This window comes from Kribbella sp. NPDC049174, assembly GCF_043197365.1.
Classification (GTDB): Bacteria; Actinomycetota; Actinomycetes; order Propionibacteriales; family Kribbellaceae; genus Kribbella.
In genome coordinates, this window is sequence record NZ_JBICSZ010000006.1 from 165763 (window position 1) to 190601 (window position 24839).

Here is a 24839-nt window from a genome sequence, read left to right on the forward strand (position 1 = left end):
CGGCGGTGGTGTCACAACTCGGGCGGCTACCTGGTCCTCATGGGTGAGCGACCGATCCGAGTCATGGTCAGGAAGGGGAACCATGAGCACAACTCGTCGGGAACCTGAGCCGTCCGCAGGCTTGGGCGCCCTTCCCCGTCCGGTGGCCGTGGCACTGGGCGGCGGGGGAGTGCTCGGCGCGGCGCATGTCGGGGTCGGGTACGCGCTGGAGCATCGGAAGTTCGTCCCGGACCTGATCGTCGGTACGTCGGTGGGCGCGCTCACCGGCGCGATCGCGGCCGCCCATCCCGACCGGGCCGCACCGTGGCTGGACGACGTGTGGACCCATCTGCGTCGCCGGGACGTGTTCCCGCTCGGCTACCTCTCCTCTCGGGCCAGCATCTTCACGGATCGCGGCCTGCGCCGGCTGATCGCCCGGTCCGGGTTGCCGCCGCGGATCGAACAGTTGCCGGTCCCGTTCACCGCGGTGGCCATGGACCTGGTCACCGGCGCCGAAGTTCGGCTCGACCACGGGGACCTCGAGTCGGCGTTGCTGGCGAGCGCAGCCATTCCGGGTGCGCTACCACCGGTGGTTCGCGACGGCCGGACGCTTGTCGACGGCGGACTGATCGCCTATGTCCCGGTCCGGGCGGCCGAGCTGGCCGGGGCGGCGAGCGTGGTGGTGCTGTCGACCGGTCCGGCGAGTTGGCCGTTGCGTCCGACCCTCCCGCGCCGGCGTCCCGGTGCGATCGCGTCCAGGGCCGCCGTACTGCAGGTGCACCATCAGATCGAGAGCGACCTGCACGACGTGGCCAAGCGCATCCCGACGGTCGTGCTGCCGACCGGCGTCGAGGAGTGGCCGGCGCCGTGGGACTTCGGCCAGTCGCAGCGGCTGATCAGCACCGCGTCCGTCACGGCGGGGCGCTTTCTCGACCGGCTACGCATCAGCGGGGCCGGACTGTACCGAGCCGACGATCATGCTCCGGCGTCGGCCGGCCTATCCCGATCGGGGGTTGGACAGTGAGTACCGTCGCCTTCCTGAACATCGGCATGCACGGCCGGATCAACCCGACGCTGCCGGTGGTGGCCGAACTTGTCCGGCGTGGCCACTCGGTCAGCTACCACACCTCACCCGCGTTCCGTGCCGAGATCGAGGCCGCCGGTGCGACGGTGTTCCTCTACTCCGGCGGCGAGCAGCCGCTGCCCGATCCGCCGACACCGGCCGCGTTGCTGGAGGGGCTCGCGCGGACCGCCGTACGTGTGCTGCCCGCTGTGCTCACCGAGCTGCGTGACGTCCGGCCGGACCTGATCGTCCATGACTCCGCTTGTCTGTGGGGCGCGGTTGCCGCCCGCGAACTCGATGTGCCGGCGGTGTCGTCGTTCACCACGTTCGCGTTCAACCGGCAGGTGCCCAGTCCCACCGGCGCTTCGATGGGTTTGCTCCTTGCCGCGGCGAGTCGACCCAGCATCATCCAGGGCTATTTACGGGCGCGTTGGGAGTTGCACCGCCGCTACGACGCACGTCAGTTGCCGGTGCTGGACCTGGGCAACATCCGCCAGCCGCTCAATCTGGTCTACACCTCGCGGACGTTCCAGCCCGGCGTCGAGGATCTCGATCAGTCCTACCGATTCATCGGCCCGAGTATCGGCGCCCGTCCGCCCGACCCGTCGTTCCCGGCCGACCGGCTGCGGGACCCGGTGCTGTACGTCTCGCTGGGCACCGTGTTCAAGGCCGCTCCGCAACTGCTGCGCACCTTCGCCACCGCACTCGCGCCGCTGGGCGGTACCGTGGTCGTCGCGACCGGACAGACCGACCCTGCCGCGCTGGATCCGCTGCCCGCCAACGTGCTCGTACGACGCTCTGTGCCACAACCGGACGTGTTGGCCCGGGCCGCGATGTTCGTCACCCATGGCGGCATGAACAGCGTCAACGAGGCGATGTACGCCGGGGTTCCGCTGCTGGTGGTCCCGCAGGGCGCCGACCAGCCCCTGGTGGCCGGTCGGGTCGTCGAACTCGGAGCGGGTCTGTCCATCCGCACCGAGGACGTGACCGAGGACGCCGTACGTCACCTGGCTCGGGAACTGCTTGACGACTCCCGGTTCCGTGCGGCCGCGGCCACGCTGCGGACGGCCCAGCGGGAGGCGGGCGGCTTCCGGAGTGCCGCCGACGAACTCGAGTGCTACCTGCAGCCGACCGGCTCGGTCGATCGGTCGGCTCGCGTCGATCCTTCGCTCGGAGGCTGATCGATGTCACCGGTCATCGTGCTGTTGCTGATCGCTGGGCTGTCGGAGGCCGCCGGACGCGTCCTGCCCTTGGTAGCTCGCCGCCCCGGCATGTCACGGCCGCTTGTGGTCGGATTGCTGCTGGCCGGCGCCCTCATCGAGGCCGCCGTGATCGCGCTGTGGCCGCTGACGGCGTGGAACCTTGCGGAGTTCGTGATGCCCACTGCCGCGCCGGACACCGCTGAACTGGTGTGGACAGCGGGCCTGATTGCGCCGCTGGTGCTCGCGGGCATCCTCGCATTTCCATGGCTCGGGCCCCTGCTCCACCTGCTCCTGCTGGTCGGAGTCGGGGCCAGTCTGGCCGGACCGCTGGCGGCGGCATCCGGGCTGGGCTGGGGCGTCGCCGCCGCTTGTGTCGCCGTCGCCGGCGTCGGGCTTGCTGTCGCGGTCGAGATCGTACGGCGCCTGGTCGCGACGATCCTGGCCATCGGAGTGCCGGAGCCGATCACATGACCAACCTGCTGCCCTGGATCGTCGGCCTTGGGCTGGCGCTGATCGTCGAGGCTCTGCTGGCCCGTTACGAAGTACTCGCCTACAGCGTCGGCTGGCGAGCCCCGTCTTCCGTGCTCCCCGAGGGCGTGCCCTATGCCCGGGGCGCGGCCGCTGACAGGCCGCCGGCTGCCTACCTGGTCTACCTCGACGGCATCGGCAAGCGGCGCGCCCACGACACCCGGGACGGTGGGCAGTTGGTCAAGGCTCTGCTTGCCGGCGCCCCGGAGCTCCGGGTCCTCGGTCAGGTGCAGCCCTACTCACCACTGGCCGACCCGCTCGCTGACCGGCCGGTGTGGGCCTGGCTGCGCCGCCATGCCGGGCTACTGCTCTTCCTGCACAACGTCATGCAGACCTTCGTCGCCGCCGACCGCCGGTACCGGCCGTTCTACAACCGGGCCGTGGGCAACCAAATCGCGACCCAGCTCCGGCTCGCCGGCTACCAGCCCGACAGCGGTGTCCCCGTCGTACTGCTCAGCTACAGCGGCGGCGCCCAGGTCGCCACCGGTGCGGTCGACGAACTACACACCCAGCTACGCGCCCCGCTCCTGCTGATCTTGCTCGGTGCGTTCCACAACGGCGCCAACGACCTCACGTACGCCGAGCACCTGCATCAGCTCACCAGTGCGAGCGACCGGATCGAGCGGGTCGGCACCTGGATCTTCCCGCAGCGCTGGCGGCTGTTCCGCCGTACCGGATGGAACCGAGCCGTCCGCGCCGGGAAGGTCACCGTGCATCGACTCGACCCTGCCACTCACGTCGGGCCCCGTAGCTACATCAGCCCGACGGCCCAACTGCCCGACGGCCGCACCCATCTCGACCGCACGGCCGACACCGTGATCGACCTCATCCGCGCCCACTACAGCGCAACCACGTCGACGGACGACCGCTCGCTCTGAGGTGGCTCAGATCTCGAGGCCGGCGCTGCGGGCGGTGCTTAGCGCGATCGCTTCCTCGAGGGCCGCGAGGATGTAGCGGGGGACCTTCAGCCCTTGCTGCTGAGCCCACAGGAGTTCGCGTTCCACCAGGCTCACCTGCCGGGCCACCTCGACGAGATCCCGGTCGAATTCGAGTGCACGGGCGACGTCGCCGAAGTCCGCGCGTTGCCGGCGATTGTTCACGCCGACGAGCTCGAACGACCTGCGGCGCAGGATCCGGGCGAGCTGGAGTTGCCAGTCGCTCAGCCCTTCTTCACCCACCAGCACCTCGGCCGACAGGCGGTAGAACGCGAAGTGCCCCGGCTCCTGCCGCCGGATCGGTGCGACCACCGTCTCCGCGATCGCGTGCTCACCCATCGCGCGAAGGCCGTCGACCAGTCGCGTGTACGCGACCACCGCCGACCGTTCGGTGGCCGCGCCGGTCAGGTAGTAGAGCAGCCGGATGACGCCGAGCATGCCGGGCAGATGCGAGAGCACCCCGACCAACCGGATCTTGGCGCTGACCTCTAGATCCGTCGCTGCCGGCGTCATCCCGAAACCCTGCTGCACCGCGTCGAGAAGGATGCCGTGCTGCAGCTCCTGCGGCGACCACACATCGTGGTAGAAGAGTCGGTCCGTCTCGGTCGCGTCGGGCATGAGTGCGCGCAACTCGAGCACGTTCCGCTCGACTTCGAGCTCGACCCGGGTCAGATAGTTGAACACCCCGCCGTACCGGCGGCGGACCTGGTCAGGGTCCTTGATGGTCAGGTCGGCGGCATCCAGCGACAACGGCGGATGTTCCTCGGCGAAGTCCTCGACGAATCGGCGAAGCCCGGCACTGGAAGCGCGCCTGGGTACGGCGCTTCGTCGCTCCCGGGCACTCAACTGGGCCATGGCGTCTCCTCCTTTCCTGTCTGCCCGGGGGAGGTCCGCCCGTGGTCACGTACTAGGACCGCGCGAGCAGTTGCGCTGTGACATGGGGCGATCGATGTCACACGGCGGGCCGAATCCGCTGCGACCACTGTCCGCGAGGGCGAGCGCTCGCCAGCGGCGCGTGCAGGCTATTGCCTCAGGCAACCTTGCCGTGGATCAGCCGATCGAGACAGGGCCGGCGGCATCGATCAGGGCAGCGGGGAGTTGCCGGCCAGGAACTCTTCCAAGTCGGTGAGGTCGCCGGCCCGGGCTGCGCTCAGGAACGTCTGCAGGAAGTGCTGATGGGAGGCCGTGCTCACGGCCGTGTCCCGCTCGGCGGTGATGTGCCGGCGGGCCCGGCTGACCAGTTGCCTGGCGTTGGCCGCGCCGACGTGGAGGGTCTCGGCGATCTGCCGGTACGGGGAGTCGAACGCCTCCCGGAGGACGTAGGCGGCGCGTTCACTGGGGGTCAGTCTGCCCAGGATGAGCTGCACCGCCTGCTCCACGGCCTCGCTGCGTTCGGCCCGCGCCGCCGGGTCGTCGCTCGCGTCAGCCAGCTCTCCTGGACGACTTCCTCGGCCTCACTCGTGGTGCCGAGGATCCGGTACGCGATCGCCATCAGCCGCGGTCGCACCTTGACGAAGATCGCGACCGCCTCGTCGAGGTCACCGTCGACCCGCCCCGTGTCGTCCGCGTCGTACTGTTTCTCCTTTACTGTTCCGGTGTTCACACTCCCGGCCTTTCTCCCGGTCTGGTGGGCATCTCGCTGCCCTTGCCTTCACGATGCGGCGCCGGAGGCTTCCGTCGCGCCCTGGGGCACGGGCCGTCACAGACGAAGCGCCTGTCCTGTCTCTCCTGATGAGTGCGTCGTGGAACGAGGAGGCTGTGATGAGCACCATGCAGCAACGCCGGGGCGAGTTGTGGCTCCTGATGCTGCTCCGCCGTCTCGGGTTCGGCCGGAACCCGTTGCGTCGAAGGGTGGACAGGATCGAGTCCGCGTTGCTCCTCGGCGCAGTGGTGGCCGGCTTGCTGGTGGTCCCCGCGGCGGCGGCTCTCGGTACGACGATCCACGATCGCGCCGAGCACACAGCCGCCCAGCAGCGGGCCCAGCTCCGTTCGGTTCAGGCGCGAACGCTCGAGACCACCGCGGAAGTCGTTCCGTCGACTCCCGGACAGGTCGTCTCCAGCGTTCGCGTCAGCTGGCTCGACAGGTCGGGATCCCCGCAAGTGGGGTGGGCGGATGTCGTGATCGGTACCAAGGCGGGCACCGAACTGACGATCTGGCTCGACCGGAGCGGAGCGATTACCCGCGCTCCCCGAGAGCCCGGCGACAGCGCTGCTCTTGGTGCCGCGGCCGGACTGACGCTGCCGATGCTCGCCTGGCCGTTCCTGTTCGGCTTGTTCCGGTTGGCGCGCCGGCCGCTCGACCGCCGTCGTACCGAGGACTGGGCGCGCGAGTGGGAGCAGGTCTCACCCCGGTGGACACGACCGCAGCACTGAAGCTGCGGCGTGGGCTCAGCTGTCGAGCAGGTGGAGAGCTTCCTGGACGGAGTTCGTGACCGGTATGCCGGTGGTCTCGAGGGCGGCGCGGGTCATCGCGCCGGTGTTCACCAGGATGCAGCTGGTGCCGGCGGCCTGGGCGGCAACCGCGTCGTCGACCACGTCGCCGATCAGTACGACGCCGGCCGGGTCCAGGGCCTGTGCTTCGAGGTGTCTCACCAGGCTGTCGCTCTTCGAACCACCACCGACATCCCCGGCCAGCCCGTCGACGCGGCTGAAGTACCCGGTGAGTCCGAACTGTTCGATCGTCGGTACGAGTCGTGCGTGGAACCACATCGACAACAAAGACTGGGTCCGGCCGCTCTCGGACCAGCGGGTGAGTTCGGCATGGACTCCCGTTGCCAGATCGCAGGTGTGCAGGAGGGCGTCGTACTGCTCGTAGTAGAGCTTGTCGACGCGGGCCCATTCCTCGTCGTCGAGCGGGCGCTGCAGGATCTGTTCGTACGAGACCCGCATCGGTCGCGCGTACACGGCCTGCCACTCGGCCCAGGTGAGATTCCCGCGGCCGAAGTCGACGCAGACCGCGTTGACCGCGGCCAGTACGGCGTCGTTGTCGTTCAGCAGCGTCCCGTTCCAGTCCCACACGACATGCGAAATCACCCGGCAACTCTAGACGCTCACCCCGGCCACAGGTGACCACCAACCGGTCGGGACCGGTTGGTACGCGGTGGTAGTGGGTACGGTGGTCAGAATGCTGGTTGCGAATCGATACAGACTGGGCCCCTCCATCGGGCGGGGTGGCATGGGAGAGGTCTTCCGTGCCACCGATGAACAACTGGGACGCCTGGTCGCGGTCAAGTTGCTGTTGCCGTCCGATCACGCTGCGCGAGCGGCCGAGCGATTCCATCGCGAGGCGCGCGCCGCCGCGCGGCTGAGCGACCCCCACGTCGTCTCCGTCTACGACTTCGGTCAGCACGGCGACGGCTTCTTCCTGGTGATGGAGCTGGTCGAGGGCCGCAGTCTCGCCGAGGAGCTCGCCGAGCACGGACCACTGCCGAAGGACCGGGCGATCGACCTGATCGAACAGGCCGCGGCCGGCCTGGCCGCGGCGCATCGCGAGGATGTCGTCCACCGGGACGTGAAACCGGGCAACCTGATGCTGGCGTCGGACGGGACCGTGAAGGTCGCGGACTTCGGTATCGCGCACCTTCCGGGCGAAGGTACGACCACGCTGACGGGGACCGGCCAGATCATCGGCAGCACGCACTATCTCGCGCCCGAGCGAGCGAGAGGTGCGTCGTCCGGTAAGGCCTCGGATGTCTACTCGCTGGGTTGTGTGCTGTACCAGTTGGTCACCGGTGAGCCGCCGTTCAAGGCCGAACACCCGGCAGCGATTCTCTACCAGCACGTCGACACTGCTCCGGCTCCTCCGAGTCTGACTCGCCCCGAACTCGGTGGACCGTTCGAGCACGTTCTGCTCCAGATGCTCGCCAAGGATGCCGCCGACCGTCCGTCCGCCGCCGAGATCGCGGCCGGCTCCTTGCGTGTCCTCGGAGACGACTCCGGCCGCGTCGCGGCCGTCCCGGCGACCGAGACTCTGGACGCCGAGCCGGACGCCGGCCCGCTCGAGGCGCCCAGCCGGGCACGAAGGAACGCGCTTCTGGCCGGAGTGATCGCGGTCCTCGCCACGGCAGGTGCTGTGGTGGCCGGAGTCTTGCTCAACGGCAACGAGACGAAACTGCCACCGACGACCGACGTCGGTCCCCAACCGGGCGTCAGTTCCAGTACGCCGGGGTCGACCCCTTCCTCGACGAGCACGGCATCCACGACCGGCCCGACCCGGCCCACGACGAACCCGACGACCTCGGCCCCGTCGTCGCAGACCCCCTCTCAGCAACCAACGCAGCCCACCACCTCGCCTTCCACCACCCCGACCAGTACGACGTCGCCGAGCGCGCCCACGCAGACCAGCACCACGCCCAGCGCTCCCACCCAGGGAACACCGTCGACGGGAACCAGCCCGTCGAACACGCCATCCGACACCCCCTCGCCAACCAGCCCGGCGTCAGACACTCCCACACCTGACGCCCAGGTCATCGGATCCGACTAGGGCCCCCTTACCAGGCGGCTTCTCGGGGCTGACTGCGTCCTCGGCCGGACGAGGACATCAAGCAAGAACTCCCGCAGCTCGGTCCGGACACTGCGATGTGCGGGGTCGTCCCAGAGATTGCGCAGTTCGCTCGGGTCGGCATGCAGGTCGTACAGCTCGCCGGTCCGTTCGCGGGACGTGGCTGGTTCGCCGTGCTGTACGACGAGCTTCCAGTGATCACGGCGGAGCATGGTGAGGTGGACCAGGGATCGTACGGCTGGCCGCTGTTGCGGTACTCACTGAGTGCCCAGCCCCGGCCACTCGCGCCACCAGTTGCCAGTGGCAACAGATCCTCACCTTGACCTCGTCGCTGCTCGGGAGCACCCGTGGCGCCCAGTGCGGAGAAGTGCTGCTGATCGGTGCAGATGAGCAGCGCGCTGGGATGGGGCATGACCGTCAGTCTCGATCGGATCCTCGTTAACGTCAAGAGTCCGGAATAAATCGACGCCGATTAAATCCGGGCTCTTGACAGAAATAACTCGTGGCGGCCAGAGTCGTCTGCCGTGACCAAGGATTCCGCCGGACCGCTCCGCCTGCTTCGTGAGACCCACGAGGAGCGGGTGCTCGCCGCGCTGCGTGCGCAGGGCGCGCTGACGCGTGCACAGTTGGCCGAACAGGCCAACCTGTCGAGAGCGACGCTGTCGTCGATCGTGCAGGACCTGCTGGCCAAGCAGGCGATCGACGAGAGCACGGCCGGCGGGGAAGCGGCCCGCGGCCGCGGCCGGCCGGTCTCCGTGCTCACCCTGAACGCCGCCGGTGGACTCGCCCTGGGCATGGATCTCGGTCACCGCCGGATCCAGGTCACCGTCGCGAACGTCGCGCACGAGGTGGTCGCCTCCGAGGGGATCGTCTGTTCGGAACGCACACCCTGGGGACGACGGCTCGAACTCGCCCTCACCCTCGTCGACGAGCTCACCGCACGCGAGCAGATCTCCCTCAGCGCGCTGGCCGGTGTCGGAGTGGGTGTCGTCGGTCCGGTCTCCGAGACCGGCGACCATCCGCAACCGAGCCGTGCCGCCCGGATCGCGCTGATCCGCGACGGTCTCACCGACCGGTTCGGCGTACCGGTGTACGTCGACAACAACACCCGGCTGGCCGCGCTCGCCGAGGCGATCTGGGGCGCGGGCGCCGGGGTGCAGGACGTCCTCTACCTCCGGTTGTCGTACGGCGTCGGTGGAGGTCTCGTCCTCGGCGGTCACCTCTTCTCCGGAGCGGGCGGCGCGGCGGGCGAGCTCGGTCACATCAGCGTCGACCGGAGCGGACCGCGCTGCGCGTGTGGGGGCCGTGGATGTCTCGAGCGGTACGTGTCGCTGGCGGCGGTCCTCGAGCAGAGCGGCGTACGGCGGTTCGACGAGTTCCTGCGGCGGCTCGACGCGGGGGATGAGACCGCCCGGCGGGTGATCGACGACGCCGGCACCCGCATCGGTGAGGTCCTGGCGGCAGCCTGCAACACGGTGAACCCGGACACCGTCGTCATCGGCGGCGAACTGGCCGACGCGGGCGATCGGCTGTTGCGTCCGCTCCGGGCGGCTCTGCGGCAGTACACCCATTCACAGGTCCGCCGGCACTTGCGCATCGCTCCGGCGGTCCTCGGGCACGACGACGCGGCCCGCGGCGGGATCGCCCTGGTGCTCCGCCGGTCGGCCCTGCTGGCCGGCTACCCGGCCACCACCTCTGGTCCCTCGCCCCAGGACCAGGCCCACGACATCGGTTGAGGAGGCAGCTCGTCATGAGCACACCGACCACGCATCGTCCGTCCCGCCGCCAGCTTCTCCGCACCGCAGGCGGCCTTGCCCTCGGGGTACCGATCCTCAACGCCTGCACCGGAGGTGGTCAGTCCGCCCAGGAGGCGAACGCGCCGGCCGCGGAGACGCCGTCGGGACCGGTCACGGTCCAGTGGTGGGACCAGTTCCGGCCGCTGACCGAGTTGTTCGAGAAGGGCCTGTTCGCCGACTACCACAAGGAACACCCGAACGTCACCGTGCGGCGGCGCCAGCTGGATCCGCCCGACCTCGGTCAGGCCCTGCAGCTCGCCCGGCGCAGCAACCAGTTGCCCGACGTGCACTCCACGGCCGGCCTGACCGGGAGCGCGGCCGCCCTGGTGGCGAACGGCTGGTTCCAGCCGATCGGCGACTTCTTCGACATCGACAGCACGCCGCTGAAGGACTACGTGTACGACGGGATCCATCGCTTCGACGGGAAGCTGTACACGTTCCCGATCTTCAGCGGTCAGTGGCACGACTCGACCTCCTGGGTGAACAGCGCGCTGGTGAAGCAGGCCGGCCTCGATCCCGAGCAGTCGCCGGCGACCTGGGACGACTACCGCAACGCCGTACGGACGATCGACCAGAAGACCCCGGACGCGGTCCACGGTCTGCTGCTGCCGATGAAGGACACCGACTATCTGGCCGGCAAGCTGATCGCGCTGGCTCAGATCGCCGGCGCGCCGGGGCTGACCGACTGGAGGACGGGCGAGATCGTCATCGCGTCCGAGCCGTTCCACCAAGCGATGGAGTTCCTGCTGGCGCTGAAGAGCGACGGGGTTCTGCACCCCGCCTCGTCCTCGCTCGGGCCGCGGGACGCGCGGGCTCGCTGGGCCGCGGGTGAGGCGGCGCTGTTCCCCTGGGGACCGTGGTTCATCGGTGGCCTGATGGTCGAGGAATCACCTGCTGTCGAACGTGGCATCGCCGCCTGGCAACTGCCGGCGCCGTCGGCGCAGCGGGGGAGCGTGTACGTCGGTCCGCCGTCCGGCTCGTTCTGGGTGTCGGACCAGGCGAAGAACCCGAAAACCGCCGCCGACGTGCTCGGCGCGATGGCGACGCCGGAGTTCGCCACGCTGCTGGCAGCCCGGATGGACCAGCCGCCGATCCTGGTCGACATGGTGGCGAAGGCCGACGTGCACCCGGCGTACAAGAAGAACATCGAGTTCTTCCAGCAGGACGTCCGGACGGCGCCGGTGCCCGAGGTCCGCAACGGTGCGGTGCCAAGGTGCTGGCCGAGACCCGCGACGTCCACCCGGATCCGGGGGAGATCGTCCAGGCGGTGCTGACCGGCTCGATCAAGGACTACAAGGCCGCCTTCACGCAGTACGCCGACAAGGCCAAGGCCGAGCGGCAGCGGGCGATCGGCGCGGCCAAGAAGAAGGGCGCCGAGGTCAGCGAGGCCGACTGGGTCTTCGACAACTGGGAGCCGGGCAAGGACTACACGCAGGCGCAGTACAAATGACCACGACGACGGCCGCGCCGGTACGGCGTGACACGCCGCCGTCCCGGCCGGTCCGTCGTACCGTCTGGCGGCGGATGCGGGACGACTGGTGGATCTACCTGTTCCTGCTTCCGACGGTGCTCGGGTACGGCGCGTACACGGTCTACCCGCTGGTCGCCAGCTGGTGGTACGCGTTCCTGGACTGGCCCGGGTTCGCGGACGCCGGCACCTTCGTCGGGTTCGCGAACTTCGAGCTGCTGTGGGCCGACGACCTGTTCTGGAACGCGTTCGGCAACTCGCTGGTCTTCCTGGTGATCGCCGTCCCGCTGCGGGTCGGTCTGGCGCTGCTGCTGGCGATCGTGCTGAACAAGCCGACGACACCGTTCCGCGGCCTGTTCCGGACGTTGCTGTTCCTGCCGGTGGTGACCACCGGGGCGATCGTCGGAGTCGTGTTCACCCTGATCCTCGACGCCGGCGGGCCGGTCAACCTGGCGTTGGTGAAGTCCGCGCTGGTGGACAGCCCGGTCGATTTCCTCGGCTCGTCCGGTCTGTCGCTCTACAGCGTCATCGGCGTGTGGGTGTGGAAGTGGCTCGGCATCACCTTGATCTACTGGCTGGCCGCCTTGCAGACGATTCCGTCCGAGCTGTACGAGGCGGCGCGGGTCGACGGCGCGGGGTCGTGGCAGGAGTTCCGCCATGTCACGCTGCCGTTGCTGGTTCCCTTCCTGGTCGTGATCACCCTGATCGACATGATCGGCGCGCTGAACGTCTTCGACCTGGTCATGACCCTGACCGGCGGCGGACCCGCCTTCTCGTCGGAGGTGGTCGAGGTCTACATCTACCGAACCGCGTTCGGCGCGACGGTCCCGCAGCTCGGCTACGCCTCGGCGGCGGCGGTGCTGTTCGGCCTGCTCACGATGGTGCTCGCGGTCGGCCAGGCGCTCGGCATCCGGGCCGCGAGAAAGGCGATGGCATGATCGCGACCCGGAGTTCCCGCTGGCTGATCGGCACCGGGCTCGCGCTCCTGTGCGCGGTCTGGATCTACCCGTTCCTGTGGCTGGTGTCGGCGTCGCTGAAGAGCGGGCCGGAGATCTTCTCGAAGGGTCTCAATCTGTTGCCCGAGGCACCCGTCTGGGAGAACTACAGCCGGGCCTGGTCGGAGGTCGGCTTCTCGTCGTACATGCTGAACACGGTCGTCATCACGCTGGGCACGGTCGCACTGGTGATCCTGCGCAGCGCGCTGGCCGGGTATGTGCTCGGCCGGTACGACTTCGTCGGCAAGAAGGTCCTGATCGGTGTGTTCCTGGTGACCTTCTTCCTGCCCGAGGGCTACACCATCATCCCGGTCACGCAGCTGACCGACCAGTTGCATCTGCTGAACTCCCACGCCGGCGTGATCCTCGGCCTCGGCGCGGGCGGGCACGCGGCGGCGACCCTGCTGTACGCCGGGTTCTTTCGCACCATCCCGAAGGATCTGGAGGACTCGGCCCGGATGGACGGCGCCGGACCGCTGACCATCTTCTTCCGGATCATGCTTCCGCTGGCGAAGCCGATCACGGTCAGCGTCTTCATCCTGCAGTTCCTGGCCGCCTGGAACGCCTACCTACTGCCGCTCGTCTTCACTCTCAGCCACCCCGAGCTGCGCACGCTGGCCGTCGGCATGTCCGCGTTCGTCGGCGAGCACGACACCGACTGGGCCGGCATGGCCGCCGCGGCGGTGCTGTCGCTCGCTCCGGTGGTCGCCGTCTTCGTGGTGCTGCAGCGGCAGTTCGTCGAGAGCCTGGCCGGCGCGGTGAAGCAGTGAACGGATCTGGAGAGCGAGTGCCGTCGAACATTCTGCTGCTGATGACCGACCAGCACCGGCTGGACACCCTGGGCTGTTACGGCAACCAGGTGTGCGAGACGCCCGCGCTGGACGCACTCGCCGCCGGCGGGACCCGGTTCACGAACGGGTTCACGCCGACCGCGATCTGCACGCCGGCCCGGGCGACGCTGCAGACCGGTGTCCTGCCCTACCGGCACACACTACTGGCGAACTACGAGCGGAACGTCGGATATCGGGAGGAACTCGACGACGAGGCGTTCCCGCCGTTCTCGCAGTACCTGGGCGCAGCCGGCTATCAGCTCGGACACATCGGCAAATGGCATGTCGGCAAGGTCAAGGGACCGGCCGACTTCGGGTACGACGGTGAGCACTATCCGGGCTGGGGCAACGCGGTTCAGCACCCGGACTACGGGCAATACCTGGCCGAGCACGGGTACCCGGAGTTCGCCGTCCGGTCGCCGGTGCGAGGGACGTTCGCCAACGGTGAGCCAGGGAACCTGCTGGCCGGAATCCTCGAGCAGCCGGTGGAGGCCACGTTCGAGTACTTCCTGGCCGAGCGGACCATCGAGCGGCTTCGTCAGTATGCGGAGGACGGGCGGCCGTTCTACTTGACGTGCAACTGGTTCGGCCCGCATCTGCCGTACCTGCTGCCCGAGGACTACTACTACCGGTACGACGTTGATCAGGTCGAGCTGCCGGCCTCGATCGCGGAGACGTTCGCGAACAAGCCGCGGGTCCAGCGGCACTACTCGTCGCACTGGACGTTCGACAGTGTCGGACCGGACCGATGGCGCGAGCTGATCGCGGCGTACTGGGGGTACGTCACGTTGATCGACGAGCAGGTCGGCCGGATCTTGGCCGTGGTCGACGAACTCGGCCTCGCCGGCGACACCGCCGTACTGTTCACCGCCGACCATGGTGAGTTCACCGGCGCGCATCGCCTGCATGACAAGGGCCCCGCGATGTACGACGACATCTATCGGGTGCCGTTGCTCGCGCGGGTCCCAGGGTGCCCGGCCGGCCAGGTCCAGGACGCGTTCGCCACCCTGACGGACCTGACGCCGACGTTCCTGGAGTTGGCCGGTGTCGAGGTGCCCACGCAGTACCAGGGCCGGTCGCTGCTGCCGCTGATCGCCGGGTCGCGGCCGGACGACTGGCCGGCCGAGGTAGTTGCCGAGTTCCACGGCCACCACTTTCCCTACCCGCAGCGGATGATCCGCACCGCGGACTACAAGCTGGTCGTCAACCCGGCCGACGTGAACGAGTTGTACGACCTGCGAGCCGATCCGGACGAGCTGCAGAACCGCTACGACCACCCCGAGCTGACCGACGTACGTCGCGAGTTGATGGGCCGCCTGTACGACGTACTGCGCGAGCGCGGGGACAACTTCTACCACTGGATGACGTCGATGTTCGAGGTCGGCGCGAAGACGTATGACACGGCCCTGAGCGACCTCGACGAGGAGACGACCCGACCGTGACTTCCGACCTCCGCACTGCCACGATCGACATCCGCCGGGACCGGCGGCACGCCATCGATCCGTTCATCTACGGGCACTTCCTGGAGTCCGCCTTCTTCGGCAACATCGACGGCGGCGTGTTCGACGAGGGCTCGCCGCTGGCGTACGACGGCGACGGTGCGCGCAACGGTCTGCGCACCGACGTGATCAAGCTCTGCCAGGAGCTCGGCCTGCCGATCGTGCGCTGGCCCGGCGGCAACTTCACCTCGCCGTACCACTGGGAGGACGGCATCGGGCCGCGGGACTCGCGGCCGCGCCGGCTGGAACTGGCCTGGGGCGAGGAGGAGACCAACCACTTCGGCACCGACGAGTTCCTCGCCTGGTGCGCCGAGGTCGGAACCGAGCCCTACCTCGCGCACAGCTGCCGAAACGTCGACGAGGCGGTCCGCTGGGTCGAGTACACCAACTACGGCGGCGACACCGACTACACGCGGCAGCGGGCGCGCAACGGTCACGCCGCGCCGTACGGCGTGAAGTACTGGGGACTCGGCAACGAAGTCTACGGACGCTGGCAGATGGGACATCGTAGCGCGCAGGCGTACGCCGCGGATGCCGTCGAGCACGCTCGCTTCATGCGCGCCGTGGACCCGTCGCTGAAGTTCGTCGCCGTCGGCCTCACCGACGACCGCCAGGGCTGGACCGAGACCGTGATGGGTGCCGTCGGCAACATGGTCGACTACCTCTCCTTCCATCTGTACGGCGCGACCAAGCAGCTCGTGGACGGCGCCGCCGAGTACGACGCGATCGTTGCCCAACCGCTCTACTTCGAGCAGCAGATCGTCGAGTACGCCGACCTGGTCGGTGAGCTGGCGGCCCGCCACGGCCGCGACCGCCCACTCGGACTCGCCCTGGACGAATGAACATCCGCCACGTCGAACCAGCCGGGTGGCCGGATCCGTTGCCGTCGGACGACGGCGGAACAGCCGATCGCGACGTCGACGGGCTGCCCACCGGACCGGCGCACCGCGTCAACCGCTGGAGCCCGCGAACGCTGGCCGATGCGCTGTTCTACGCCGGCGTCTTCCATGCGCTGCACCGAGCCGGGGGACTGCAGACGCCGGTCACGATGGCCAACACCGTCAACCTGCTGAACGCGAACGGTGTGATCGTTGCCCGTCCCGGCGGTGCTGTCCGCGCGGCGACGTACCACGTCTGGGACCTCTATCAGAACCACCTCGGCCCGGTCGCGCTGGCGGCCGATGTCCGGTCGTCCGGCCGGTTGGCCGACGTACGGCAAGGCGACGATCGCGACCATCGCGGCGACTTCCGCACGCGTCCGGCCACGGTGCCGGATCTCGACGTCTCAGCGGCCCAGACCGAGGACGGCAGCTCACTGCGGCTCGCGGTGATCAATCGCCATCGGTCTGCGGCGATCCGCGCCGACCTGTCCCTGGACGGCGGTGTCCTGCCCACCCAGGTGGCCGTGAAGGAGTTGGGCGCGGACGTCGACGACGTCCTCGCCGCGAACACCCTCAGCGCCCCCGACACCGTCGCCCTGCGAGACCGAGGCGTGATCGAGTGGCCAGCGCCGACCTACACGTTTCCCCCACACAGCATCACCCTCCTGTCCTTCACTCTCACCTGAGAACCCGAGGCACAGTGAAAGGACGGCCGGCCGCGCGAGCGCGGCCGGCCGTGGGGTCAGTCGCCGTTGAGGACGTCGTACTTGGGCGCCCAGCGGAAGTACTGCGGGTCGGAGAAGGTCAGCGGGACCTTGCCCAGGCCCTTGATCACGGTGTTCTTGCCGTTGGCGTGCCCGACGGCGTACAGGTAGCCGGACTTGGTGTCGCGGTCGATGCCGAGCACCAGTGTCCCGGTCGCGCCACAGTTGGTCGCGATGAGCTGCTCGAAGCCCTGCCAGGTCGCGTCCCGGACCGATGTGGCGGTCGCCGCGCTCAGGTAGCTGGTGGGCCACCGGACCGTCATCAGCTTGCCGGCCCGGGTGTTGGCGAGGAATGTCTCGTACGTGCTGGTGCGGCTGATCAGCGTCATCGACTTCACCGTGCTGAGACCGCCCACGCCGCCGTTGTTGCGCCACCTGGTGCCGTCGGCAATCCAGCGGTGCATGGTGCCGTCGGTCTGCTGGCCGTAGAGCGTGGTCCGGCTGGGCACGCCGGCGTCCGCCGAACGGCGGACGGACTGCTCGATCCAGCGGAAGTTGGACCAGCCGCCGCCGACTCGGAGGTTGTTGTGCGGGTAGTGCGGGTCGATCTGGCTCTGGCCGTCGACGACGTACGCGCTGGAGTGCAGTGCGCCGGCGAGGACGGTCAGGCCGGCTCGCGACTCCCCACTGCCCAGCGGCGTACCGACGAAGCTGCTGGTGTGCTGGACCTGGTTCGGGCCGAACACCCCGGCCGTCCCGCGCACTCCGCCGATGGTGATCGGCGAGGTCGCGGTGACCGTGCGGCTGGTATGCGCCCCAGTGGCGGTCACCGAGCCGAGCCGAAGTGAACAGGCCGCGCTCGCCGCCGACGTCCCGGCGTGCGCGGACGGAAGTGCCGCCACGCCGAGCGTCAGTGCGAGTGCCCCGGCCGAAGCCAGACTTGCGGTCTTACGAAGCATCTGGAATGTCCTCCCCTTGGTACGAAGGCCCACCGGCCTTCGTCGTACGGTTTGGATTCCGGAAGCGGCCGAAAAGTTCACCCCGGCCAGGTTGCTTCGGTGACCTCGCCGCCGTGGATGTCGACGGTGAGTTGGACCGGGCCGTCGGGGCGGACGTACAGCTGGTAGCTGCCTTGGTGTACTTCGTGGAAGACGGCCGAGTGCAGGATCGTTCCGTCCGCCGCCGGCCGGGGTACGACGGCGACGTGCGGCAGGTGATGGCCATGGCTGTGTCCGTGGCCATGGCCGTGACCATGTCCGTGGCCGACGGGAGTGGAGCTGCCCGTCGGGCGCAGCTCGATCTCCTGGTCCTCGAGTTCGTCCGGCAGCCGGATCACCAGGGCGCCGATCTCGCCGCCGATGTCGAGCGGGACCGAGGAACCCTTGCCCGCATGGGGATTCTCCACCGCATTGTTGCCCGGTCCACCGGTCATGATGCGACCGGGGTTCCAGGCGTCGACTGGGAGCCGCCGGCCGGCGTACCGAGGTAGGGGAACCGGTCGAGCAGCGGCGGGTTCGTGTTGGAGGTGCCGTCCTCGATCGCCGCAGCCGCCGCGTCGGGTTTGTACGACGGGTCGACCAAGGGGATCGTGAGTCCGGCCACCGCGCGCAGCTCGACCGTGACCACGTTGTCGATCAGCCGGCGACCGTTCGGGAATCCGGCCGCGTCACCGGCGACCAGGCCGAGCGGGTTCGGCGAGTCCGTCGGGGGCACGGCCACGTTGAGGCGCAACATGTCGGCCTGGACCGGACCGGTGAAGTTCTGGAACCCGGGGACGACACCCTTCGGGATGCCGGTCAGCAGGATCGCCGCGAGGTCGGCACGGTCCTTCTTGTACGCCGCCAGCTTCGGGAACACCCCGGGATACAGCACCGGCAGCAGCGCGGCGAGCTCAGGCCTGGCGACGTACTTCGCGAACCGCTTGTCCTCGAACGGGGGCCGGCTGTTCCACCGGTCCTTCTCGGCCATCGGCACGATGACCTCGTTGAACAACGGGTTGCCCAGCCGGGAGACCTGCTTGTACGGGCCGTGCCCCACCGAGACGCCGAGCTGGTCGTCGAGCATCCGGGACTGCCGTCGGCTGGCGGTGGCGTACACGCCGATGACGGACTTGGCGTCCAGCACATTGGTCGGCCTGCGGCCGTCGCGGGTGAGGTCGGTGATCGGGACCTGGAGGGCGATGGTGTGCACGTTCGAGCCCTGCAGACCGTTGACACCGGCCGCGGCCGCGGACGGGATCAGGTGCGCCATCTGGAACGGGCGGAGCGTGGCCAGATCGAAGATGCTGCCCAGGTCGGCGAAGAACGCGTCCGCGCGCTGACCGGCGAACACCTTGCGGTTGCGGCCGATGGTGTGAACCGCCTTCGCGGCCAGTCGCGCGTAGTTCGGCGTACTGCGGACGCCGACGTTGACCGGGGGAGCGGCCAGGTTCCGGGCCAGGATGCGGGACCGGCCGCGCTCGACCCGGGTGACCGAATAGAACTGGGGCCGGTTCCAGTTCGAGTCCTTCAGCGACGTGATCGGACCGGTGTTGTAGAGGAAGGACTTCTTGTTCCGGATCTCGGCGCGGAAGCGGAACTGGTAGCTGATGTCGGCCTTGCCGGTTCCGCTGTTGGAGATGTGGATCTGGTAGAGCACGTCGTCGCCGAACTCGTAGAAGTTCGGGCCGCCGTACGGGTTCTGGAACGGGATGAAGTTGGCGACGATCGTGACCGTGTCCGGTTTGTCCGGGCTGACGAACGCGTACACGTCGGTGTTGTCGGCGACCGGATCCTTCGAGATCTCCGGCGCTTCACGGTGCGAAGACATGACAAGTCCTCCAGTTGATGCGGTGAAAGCTTGAGGGGTACCGATGAGGAGCCGCGGCCGGCTCGTGTCCTGCCGGGGTCAGCCGGTCGTGACGCCGGCCAGGCGCGCGGCGAGTTCGCGATCGGTCACCAGAACCTCGCGCTCGCCGACCATGATCGCCAGCCGGCCGGCCTTCACGTCCTTGACGTGTACGACGAACGACTCCGCGTTCGCCAGATCCGCAGGCTGCAACGGCCTGGCGTTGTTCGCCGCCTCGGCGGCCTGGTCGCTGAACAGCTTCGGCGCCGCGACGGCCCCGACCGCTGCGGCGGTCCCCGCACCCGCGAACACCAGGAAGCCCCGGCGGGTTGCGTCACTCATGCTCGTTCCCCTCTCCATCGTCAACAGCCCCCGGCCGGGCCGGCCGGGTCACGACGACAATTCGGAAGCGAGTGGTCAGCGGATGGGTCGCTCGGTGCGATGGGTGCGCAGAGCCGCGGTGAAGTCCTGGACGGCGTCGAGCTGGTCCGGGGTGAGGGCGTCGACGAAGAGTTCGCGGACGGCGTGCAGGTGGTGGATCGAGGAGCGGCGGAAGGCGTCGGCGCCGGTGGAGGTGAGAACGATCTCGGCGCCGCGGCTGTCGGTGGCGCAGGGCTCGCGGTGGATCAGCTCGCGGCGTTCCATCCGGCCGAGGTGGTGGGACAGCCGGCTGCGTTCCCAGCCGATCTGATCGGCAAGCTCGGAGGAGCGCATGCGCCGGCCGTCGGCCTCGCTGAGAGCCAGGAGTACGGCGTAGTCGCCGGGGGAGAGGCCGGACTCCGCCTGGAGGCGCGCGGCCAGGGCCGAGCGCAGCTGATCGGCGGTCTCGATGTAGGCGCGCCAGATCCGCAACTGTTCCGCCGTCGGTGATCGGCGCTGCGCCATGCCCTGCTCCTCGTGCCCGGGAATCAACCGGCCCTCGATCCGTGTTGACATGTCAACCTTAGCTCATACAATTGACATGTCAATCAGATAGGGAGTGGCTTCATGACCGACCTCCAGTTCGGCCTCGACACCTTCGGTGACATCCCCGAGGACGATGCCGGCCGACTCGTCTCCGACGCCGCGGCGATCCGGCAGGTGGTCGAGGAGGCGGTGCTGGCCGACGAGCTCGGCGTCGACGCGATCGCGCTCGGTGAGCACCATCGGCCGGAGTACTCGATCTCCACGCCGGAGACGGTGCTGGCGGGGATCGCCGCGCGGACCTCGCGGATCCGGCTCGGGTCCGGCGTGACCGTGCTGAGCTCGGACGACCCGGTCCGGGTGTTCCAGCGGTTCGCGACGGTGGACGCGATCTCGAACGGGCGGGCCGAGGTCATCCTCGGACGCGGCTCGTTCACCGAGTCCTTCCCGCTGTTCGGCTACGACCTGGCCGACTACGACGTGTTGTTCGAGGAGAAGCTGCAGCTCTTCGCCCAGTTGCTCGACGAGAAGCCGGTCACCTGGAGCGGAACTACCCGGGCCGCGCTCGACCATGCCGATGTCTATCCCAAGACCGAGTCGGGCCGGTTGACGACGTGGGTCGGCGTCGGTGGGTCACCACAGTCGGTCGTGCGCACGGCGTCGTACGGTCTGCCGCTCATGCTGGCGATCATCGGTGGGTCGCCGGAGCGGTTCGCGCCGTACCTCGATCTGTACCGGCGGGCGGCCGAGCAGTTCGGCACGGTCGTGCATCCGGTCGGGATGCACTCGCCGGGCTTCGTCGCCGACACCGACGATGAGGCCAAGGAGCTGTTCTATCCGCGCTACAAGGTTGTCCGCGACCGGATCGGTGCGCTGCGCGGCTGGCCGCCGATTCGCCGGGAGGAGTTCGACTCCGAGGTCGTGCACGGTTCGATGTACGTCGGTTCGCCGGAGACTGTGGCCCGCCGGATCGCCGGCGCGGTGCAGAAGCTGGGCGTCGGCCGGTTCGACCTGATCTACACGGCCGGTTCGCTGCCGGTCAGTGCCAGGCTGAGGGCCGTCGAGCTGTACGGCACCAAGGTGATCCCGATGGTCCGCGACATCCTGGCCGGCTGACATGAGCGACAAACCGACGATCGCGATTCTCGGTGCCGGCAAGGTCGGCACCGTGCTCGCCCGGCTCGCGGTCGCGGCGGGCTATCGGGTGCTCATCGCGGGCTCGGGTGACGTGGAGAAGATCGCGTTGATCGTCGAGATCGTCACGCCCGGCGCCGTTGCGACCACGGCGGCCGATGCCGCCGCGCGGGCCGACGTGGTGATCCTCGCGCTCCCGCTCGGCAAGTACCGCACCATTCCGGCCGAGGCGTTGCGCGGCAAGCTCGTGATCGACGCGATGAACTACTGGTGGGAGGTCGACGGCATCCGCGACGACCTGACCGATCCGCGCACGTCGTCCAGCGAGATCGTCCAGGCGTTCCTGCCCGGCGCCCGGGTGGTGAAGGCGTTCAACCACATGGGCTACCACGACCTCGAAGACGGCGCCCGGCCGGCCGGATCACCCGGCCGCAAGGCGATCGCGATCGCTGGTGAGCCCGATGATGCCACCGCGGTCGCGGCGATCGTGGACGCGCTCGGCTTCGACCCGGTGGTGGCCGGATCGCTGGCCGAGGGGTCCCGCTTCGAACCGAACACCGAACTGTTCGGCGCCAACGTGGACGCCGACGAGGTCCGCGTCATGCTCGACCGTTTCCCGGACACCCCGCAAGGACACCGCATCACCCAGGCGCGAGCCGCTGCCAAGGTTGCTTAGATTTCGGCCGCGCCCACGCGGTTAGCTGTTTGGAGTCGGGTACCGGGCGTCTAGTGGTGGTACGGAAGTGTGCCATTTCGGTAAGTCCTTGTTGCGAGGCAGAGATGCTGCGCCCTTCGGCCTAGGTAGCCACCCCCTCTCACACTCATCTCCTGTTGCCGTGCTTGTGGTGCGGCGGGTGAGACGTGGGCCTCGCGACGCCAAAACCCAATGCTCCTGGAAGGAGCCGTCACATGACGAACACAACTAATCATCGGATGGACGCCGACAGTCCACCGGCAGAAGGCGTGACCGACACCGCCCGGGACGAAGCCGGGCAGTTGAAGGAAACGTCGGTCGAGGCCACCCGCCAGGTTGCGGGGACGGTCAAGGAGAAGGCGTCGGACGTGACGTCGGACGCCCGTGAGCAGGCCCGGCGGCTGGTCGGCCAGACGCGGGACGAGCTGGTCGGGCAGGCCGGCCAGCAGAAGGACCGGGCCACCAACGGCCTTCGTTCGGTGAGCGACGAGCTGCGCGAGATGGCTGAGCACGGTCAGTCCGGCCTGGGGGCTCAGCTGGCACGGCACGGCGCCGATTTCACCGATCAGGCTGCGGACTTCCTGCAGAAGCACGAGCCCGGCGACCTGCTGGACGAGGTCCGTGGGTTCGCGCGGCGTAAGCCGGGCACGTTCCTGCTGGTAGCAGCGGCCGCCGGTGTTGTCGCCGGCCGCCTCACGCGTTCGCTGGCAGCAGGCGGCACCGGTACGCCGAGCACCAACGGCACGCCGATCAACACCGGCTCGCAGAGCTTCGTCGGTACGCCGGAGCAGTCGGACGACTACCTCGTCCCACCGCCGCCGGCACCGGTGAGCGCCCCGCCGGTCGCGCCGACCTCGCCGCCGCCGATGCCGAGCCAGGGGCACTGACATGTCCATCGGCGAATCACCACCCGACAGTGGCCCGAAACGGCTGTCGATGGACGAGTCGGTCGGTGAGCTGGTCTCCCAGCTGACCACCGATCTCGGACAGCTCACGCGCCAGGAGCTGGCGCTGGCCAAGGCCGAACTCCAGACCGAGGCGAAGAAGGCAGGCAAGGGCGCCGGCATGCTCGGCGGCGCGGCCTTCGCCGGCTGGATGGTGGCCCTGTTCGTCTCCCTCACCGTGATGTGGGCTCTGGACGAGGCAATGGATCTCATCTGGGCAGCGCTCATCGTCGCCGTCATCTGGGCGGTCGTTGCCGCCGTCATGGCGACGAAGGGTCGCAAGGAGCTTCAGGAAGTCAATCCGAAACCCGACCAGACGGTCGAATCACTCAAGGAGGATGCGAAATGGCTGAAGACCCGGAACAGCTGAAGCGGAACATCGAGCAGACGCGGCGCAACGTGGGCCGCGATGTGGACGCCCTGACGGAGAAGGTCACCCCCAGCCGCATTGTCGGCCGGCGGGTCGACCGGGCCCGTGGCGGGGTCCACCGGCTGAAGGAGCATGTGATGGGCTCGGCGGAGTCGGTCGGCGGATCGGTGAGCGATTCCGCGGGTTCGGCCGTGTCGACGATGCAGGATGCCGGCGGCAAGGTCGGTGACGCGGTCGGCTCCGCGCCGGAGATGGCTCGCGCGCGGACGCGCGGTACGCCGCTGGCGGCCGGCATGGTCGCGTTCGCGGCGGGATGGATCGCGGCCGCCGTCGTTCCTGCTTCGACGCGGGAGCGGGAGCTGGCGCAAGACACCAAGGACAAGGCGATGGAGGCCGCGGGTCCGGTGAAGGAGCAGGCCGCACAGGTGGTCCAAGAGGTCAAGGACAACCTGCAGGAGCCGGCTCAGCAGGCGGTCGACCACGTCAAGCAGTCGGCCTCCCAGGCGGCCACCGACGTCGCGGACGAGGGCCGGTCGGCGGCACATCAGGTGGCGGACGGGGCGAAGGACTCGGCGGACAACGTCCGTCAGGCGGGTTCCTCGGGCTGATGAGCGGCGAGAGGCGGCCGGACGTTCCGGGAGTCGATGCCGAGAAGCCGACGGAGATCCCGGCGACCGGCTGGTGGCAGGTGATCCGGCGAGCCTGGGCTGAGGCCAAGGCCGACCAGGTTCCGCTGCTTGCGGCCGGCGTCGCGTTCTTCGGCTTCCTCTCGCTGTTTCCTGCCATCGTCGCCGCGGTGCTGGCCTATGGACTGGTTGCGGATCCGGCCACGATCCGCGACCAGGCCAACGAGCTGACCGCGGCCATGCCGGCGTCAGGGCGCGATCTGCTGCTCCAGCAGCTCGACGCGCTGACCTCGGCGCCGCGGCAGGGCCTGGGGATCGGCCTCGCGATCGCCGTGGCGGCCGCGCTGTGGAGCGCGTCGGGAGGCGTCGGGTACCTGCTCACCGCGGTGAACCTCGCCTACGACGAGGAGGAGACGCGCGGCTTCGTCCGCCGGAAGCTCCTGGCGCTCGGCATGACCCTGGGCGCGATCGTCTTCGTCCTGCTCGCGATCGTCCTGTTCGCGGCCGGCGCGGCCATCGGGGACGACGTCGCGACACCGGTCCGGATCCTGCTGGGGGCGGCACGACTGGTCCTCGCCGTCGTACTGATCACGGTGGCGCTGGCCGTCATCTACCGGCTGGGGCCGGCTCGGGACGCGCCGCGCATCCGCTGGGTTTCCGTGGGTGCGGTTGTTGCCACCGTCATCTGGCTGATCGCGTCGATCGGCTTCTCGATCTATGTCGAGCTGTTCGGCAACTACGCCAAGACGTACGGCAGTCTGGCCGCGGTCGTGGTGCTGATGTTGTGGCTGTGGCTGACCGCGTACGCCGTACTTCTCGGCGCCGAGGTCAACGCGGAGGCCGAGCAGCAGACGGCGCGGGACACCACCAAGGGTGAGCCGCGTCCGCTCGGCGAGCGCAACGCCGTCAAGGCCGACTCCCTCCCGCAGTAGGAGACCCGGTTCGCCGTCGGTACGCGGGG

30 protein-coding genes are annotated in these 24839 nt (G+C 69.0%); 20 read left to right on the forward strand and 10 right to left on the reverse strand.

The window, feature by feature from the left end; translation table 11 throughout:
* Positions 1-82: 82 nt before the first annotated feature.
* The 4 genes from ACGFIF_RS28255 to ACGFIF_RS28270 are packed head-to-tail and all read left to right on the forward strand — an operon-like array spanning position 83 to position 3650.
* Positions 83-1003 (forward strand): patatin-like phospholipase family protein, encoded by a 921-nt coding sequence (locus ACGFIF_RS28255; RefSeq protein ID WP_393158577.1) that lies wholly within the window; start codon positions 83-85, stop codon positions 1001-1003.
* Positions 1000-2223 carry a macrolide family glycosyltransferase gene (locus ACGFIF_RS28260; RefSeq protein WP_393158578.1) on the forward strand — a complete coding sequence of 408 codons (1224 nt, stop codon included), beginning with the start codon at positions 1000-1002 and terminating at the stop codon, positions 2221-2223. Before ACGFIF_RS28255 ends, ACGFIF_RS28260 begins: the two co-directional genes overlap by 4 nt.
* A gap of 3 nt (positions 2224-2226) precedes the next feature.
* Positions 2227-2715 (forward strand): hypothetical protein, encoded by a 489-nt coding sequence (locus ACGFIF_RS28265; RefSeq protein WP_393158580.1) that lies wholly within the window; start codon positions 2227-2229, stop codon positions 2713-2715.
* Positions 2712-3650: a hypothetical protein gene (locus tag ACGFIF_RS28270; RefSeq protein ID WP_393158581.1), complete on the forward strand. Its 939-nt coding sequence runs from the start codon at positions 2712-2714 to the stop codon at positions 3648-3650. Before ACGFIF_RS28265 ends, ACGFIF_RS28270 begins: the two co-directional genes overlap by 4 nt.
* A 6-nt stretch (positions 3651-3656) precedes the next feature.
* Here ACGFIF_RS28270 and ACGFIF_RS28275 read toward each other — a convergent pair whose 3' ends face one another.
* The 3 genes from ACGFIF_RS28275 to ACGFIF_RS28285 all read right to left on the reverse strand — a co-directional run bounded on the left by ACGFIF_RS28275 (position 3657) and on the right by ACGFIF_RS28285 (position 5310).
* Positions 3657-4562 (reverse strand): GTP-binding protein LepA, encoded by a 906-nt coding sequence (locus ACGFIF_RS28275; RefSeq protein WP_393158583.1) that lies wholly within the window; start codon positions 4560-4562, stop codon positions 3657-3659.
* A gap of 227 nt (positions 4563-4789) precedes the next feature.
* Positions 4790-5074, reverse strand: coding sequence for a sigma factor-like helix-turn-helix DNA-binding protein (locus tag ACGFIF_RS28280; RefSeq protein ID WP_393158585.1), 285 nt, complete (start codon positions 5072-5074; stop codon positions 4790-4792).
* On the reverse strand, positions 5050-5310 hold the full coding sequence (locus ACGFIF_RS28285) for a sigma factor (protein ID WP_393158587.1): 261 nt from the start codon (positions 5308-5310) through the stop codon (positions 5050-5052). The genes ACGFIF_RS28280 and ACGFIF_RS28285 overlap by 25 nt, the downstream gene beginning before the upstream one ends.
* Positions 5311-5468: 158 nt before the next feature.
* Between ACGFIF_RS28285 and ACGFIF_RS28290 the strand changes: the two genes are divergently transcribed.
* Positions 5469-6080 (forward strand): hypothetical protein, encoded by a 612-nt coding sequence (locus ACGFIF_RS28290; RefSeq protein WP_393158588.1) that lies wholly within the window; start codon positions 5469-5471, stop codon positions 6078-6080.
* A 15-nt stretch (positions 6081-6095) separates the two neighbouring features.
* Here the strand turns inward: ACGFIF_RS28290 and ACGFIF_RS28295 are convergent, their stop codons facing one another.
* Positions 6096-6740, reverse strand: coding sequence for an HAD family hydrolase (locus ACGFIF_RS28295; protein ID WP_393158590.1), 645 nt, complete (start codon positions 6738-6740; stop codon positions 6096-6098).
* 91 nt (positions 6741-6831) lie between these two features.
* Between ACGFIF_RS28295 and ACGFIF_RS28300 the strand changes: the two genes are divergently transcribed.
* Positions 6832-8190 (forward strand): serine/threonine-protein kinase, encoded by a 1359-nt coding sequence (locus tag ACGFIF_RS28300; protein WP_393158591.1) that lies wholly within the window; start codon positions 6832-6834, stop codon positions 8188-8190.
* Here the strand turns inward: ACGFIF_RS28300 and ACGFIF_RS28305 are convergent.
* Positions 8187-8420, reverse strand: coding sequence for a sulfatase/phosphatase domain-containing protein (locus tag ACGFIF_RS28305; RefSeq protein WP_393158593.1), 234 nt, complete (start codon positions 8418-8420; stop codon positions 8187-8189). The two genes, ACGFIF_RS28300 and ACGFIF_RS28305, sit on opposite strands and share 4 nt — an antisense overlap.
* 312 nt (positions 8421-8732) lie before the next feature.
* On the opposite strand from ACGFIF_RS28305, the gene ACGFIF_RS28310 reads away from it, so the two are divergent.
* Genes ACGFIF_RS28310 through ACGFIF_RS28345 form a run of 8 tightly spaced genes read left to right on the forward strand, consistent with a single transcriptional unit; the run spans position 8733 to position 16363 of the window.
* Positions 8733-9944: an ROK family transcriptional regulator gene (locus ACGFIF_RS28310; RefSeq protein WP_393158594.1), complete on the forward strand. Its 1212-nt coding sequence runs from the start codon at positions 8733-8735 to the stop codon at positions 9942-9944.
* A gap of 14 nt (positions 9945-9958) precedes the next feature.
* Positions 9959-11278: an ABC transporter substrate-binding protein gene (locus ACGFIF_RS28315; protein ID WP_393158595.1), complete on the forward strand. Its 1320-nt coding sequence runs from the start codon at positions 9959-9961 to the stop codon at positions 11276-11278.
* Positions 11218-11454: a hypothetical protein gene (locus ACGFIF_RS28320; protein ID WP_393158597.1), complete on the forward strand. Its 237-nt coding sequence runs from the start codon at positions 11218-11220 to the stop codon at positions 11452-11454. Before ACGFIF_RS28315 ends, ACGFIF_RS28320 begins: the two co-directional genes overlap by 61 nt.
* Entirely contained in the window at positions 11451-12410 is a 960-nt protein-coding gene (locus ACGFIF_RS28325; RefSeq protein ID WP_393158598.1) for a carbohydrate ABC transporter permease, read from the forward strand. The genes ACGFIF_RS28320 and ACGFIF_RS28325 overlap by 4 nt, the downstream gene beginning before the upstream one ends.
* A complete protein-coding gene (locus tag ACGFIF_RS28330) occupies positions 12407-13237 on the forward strand; it encodes a carbohydrate ABC transporter permease (RefSeq protein ID WP_393158600.1) in 831 nt (276 codons plus the stop codon). The genes ACGFIF_RS28325 and ACGFIF_RS28330 overlap by 4 nt, the downstream gene beginning before the upstream one ends.
* A gap of 17 nt (positions 13238-13254) precedes the next feature.
* Positions 13255-14739 (forward strand): sulfatase-like hydrolase/transferase, encoded by a 1485-nt coding sequence (locus ACGFIF_RS28335; protein WP_393158602.1) that lies wholly within the window; start codon positions 13255-13257, stop codon positions 14737-14739.
* The gene (locus tag ACGFIF_RS28340) at positions 14736-15638 is read left to right on the forward strand and encodes a hypothetical protein (protein WP_393158603.1); all 903 of its coding nucleotides are present in this window, start codon (positions 14736-14738) and stop codon (positions 15636-15638) included. The genes ACGFIF_RS28335 and ACGFIF_RS28340 overlap by 4 nt, the downstream gene beginning before the upstream one ends.
* The gene (locus ACGFIF_RS28345) at positions 15635-16363 is read left to right on the forward strand and encodes an alpha-L-arabinofuranosidase C-terminal domain-containing protein (RefSeq protein ID WP_393158605.1); all 729 of its coding nucleotides are present in this window, start codon (positions 15635-15637) and stop codon (positions 16361-16363) included. The genes ACGFIF_RS28340 and ACGFIF_RS28345 overlap by 4 nt, the downstream gene beginning before the upstream one ends.
* 56 nt (positions 16364-16419) lie before the next feature.
* Here the strand turns inward: ACGFIF_RS28345 and ACGFIF_RS28350 are convergent, their stop codons facing one another.
* The 5 genes from ACGFIF_RS28350 to ACGFIF_RS28370 form a co-directional block, all read right to left on the reverse strand.
* Positions 16420-17340 carry a hypothetical protein gene (locus ACGFIF_RS28350; protein ID WP_393158606.1) on the reverse strand — a complete coding sequence of 307 codons (921 nt, stop codon included), beginning with the start codon at positions 17338-17340 and terminating at the stop codon, positions 16420-16422.
* 77 nt (positions 17341-17417) lie between these two features.
* Positions 17418-17813: a hypothetical protein gene (locus ACGFIF_RS28355; protein WP_393158607.1), complete on the reverse strand. Its 396-nt coding sequence runs from the start codon at positions 17811-17813 to the stop codon at positions 17418-17420.
* Positions 17810-19189 (reverse strand): DUF4331 domain-containing protein, encoded by a 1380-nt coding sequence (locus ACGFIF_RS28360; protein ID WP_393158609.1) that lies wholly within the window; start codon positions 19187-19189, stop codon positions 17810-17812. Before ACGFIF_RS28360 ends, ACGFIF_RS28355 begins: the two co-directional genes overlap by 4 nt.
* Before the next feature lie 78 nt (positions 19190-19267).
* On the reverse strand, positions 19268-19549 hold the full coding sequence (locus ACGFIF_RS28365; RefSeq protein ID WP_393158611.1) for a twin-arginine translocation signal domain-containing protein: 282 nt from the start codon (positions 19547-19549) through the stop codon (positions 19268-19270).
* A gap of 75 nt (positions 19550-19624) precedes the next feature.
* Positions 19625-20143: a MarR family winged helix-turn-helix transcriptional regulator gene (locus ACGFIF_RS28370; RefSeq protein ID WP_393158612.1), complete on the reverse strand. Its 519-nt coding sequence runs from the start codon at positions 20141-20143 to the stop codon at positions 19625-19627.
* A gap of 51 nt (positions 20144-20194) precedes the next feature.
* On the opposite strand from ACGFIF_RS28370, the gene ACGFIF_RS28375 reads away from it, so the two are divergent.
* From ACGFIF_RS28375 to ACGFIF_RS28400, 6 genes are all read left to right on the forward strand, one after another.
* Complete coding sequence (locus ACGFIF_RS28375; protein ID WP_393158613.1) at positions 20195-21226, forward strand: LLM class flavin-dependent oxidoreductase; 1032 nt, start codon at positions 20195-20197, stop codon at positions 21224-21226.
* A gap of 1 nt (position 21227) precedes the next feature.
* Positions 21228-21920, forward strand: coding sequence for an NADPH-dependent F420 reductase (locus tag ACGFIF_RS28380; RefSeq protein WP_393158614.1), 693 nt, complete (start codon positions 21228-21230; stop codon positions 21918-21920).
* Positions 21921-22153: 233 nt separating this feature from the next.
* Positions 22154-22825, forward strand: coding sequence for a hypothetical protein (locus tag ACGFIF_RS28385; RefSeq protein ID WP_393158615.1), 672 nt, complete (start codon positions 22154-22156; stop codon positions 22823-22825).
* 1 nt (position 22826) lies between these two features.
* Positions 22827-23252 (forward strand): phage holin family protein, encoded by a 426-nt coding sequence (locus ACGFIF_RS28390; protein WP_393158617.1) that lies wholly within the window; start codon positions 22827-22829, stop codon positions 23250-23252.
* Positions 23228-23860: a DUF3618 domain-containing protein gene (locus tag ACGFIF_RS28395; protein WP_393158618.1), complete on the forward strand. Its 633-nt coding sequence runs from the start codon at positions 23228-23230 to the stop codon at positions 23858-23860. Before ACGFIF_RS28390 ends, ACGFIF_RS28395 begins: the two co-directional genes overlap by 25 nt.
* Positions 23860-24810: a YihY/virulence factor BrkB family protein gene (locus ACGFIF_RS28400; RefSeq protein ID WP_393158619.1), complete on the forward strand. Its 951-nt coding sequence runs from the start codon at positions 23860-23862 to the stop codon at positions 24808-24810. The genes ACGFIF_RS28395 and ACGFIF_RS28400 overlap by 1 nt, the downstream gene beginning before the upstream one ends.
* Positions 24811-24839: the final 29 nt, after the last annotated feature.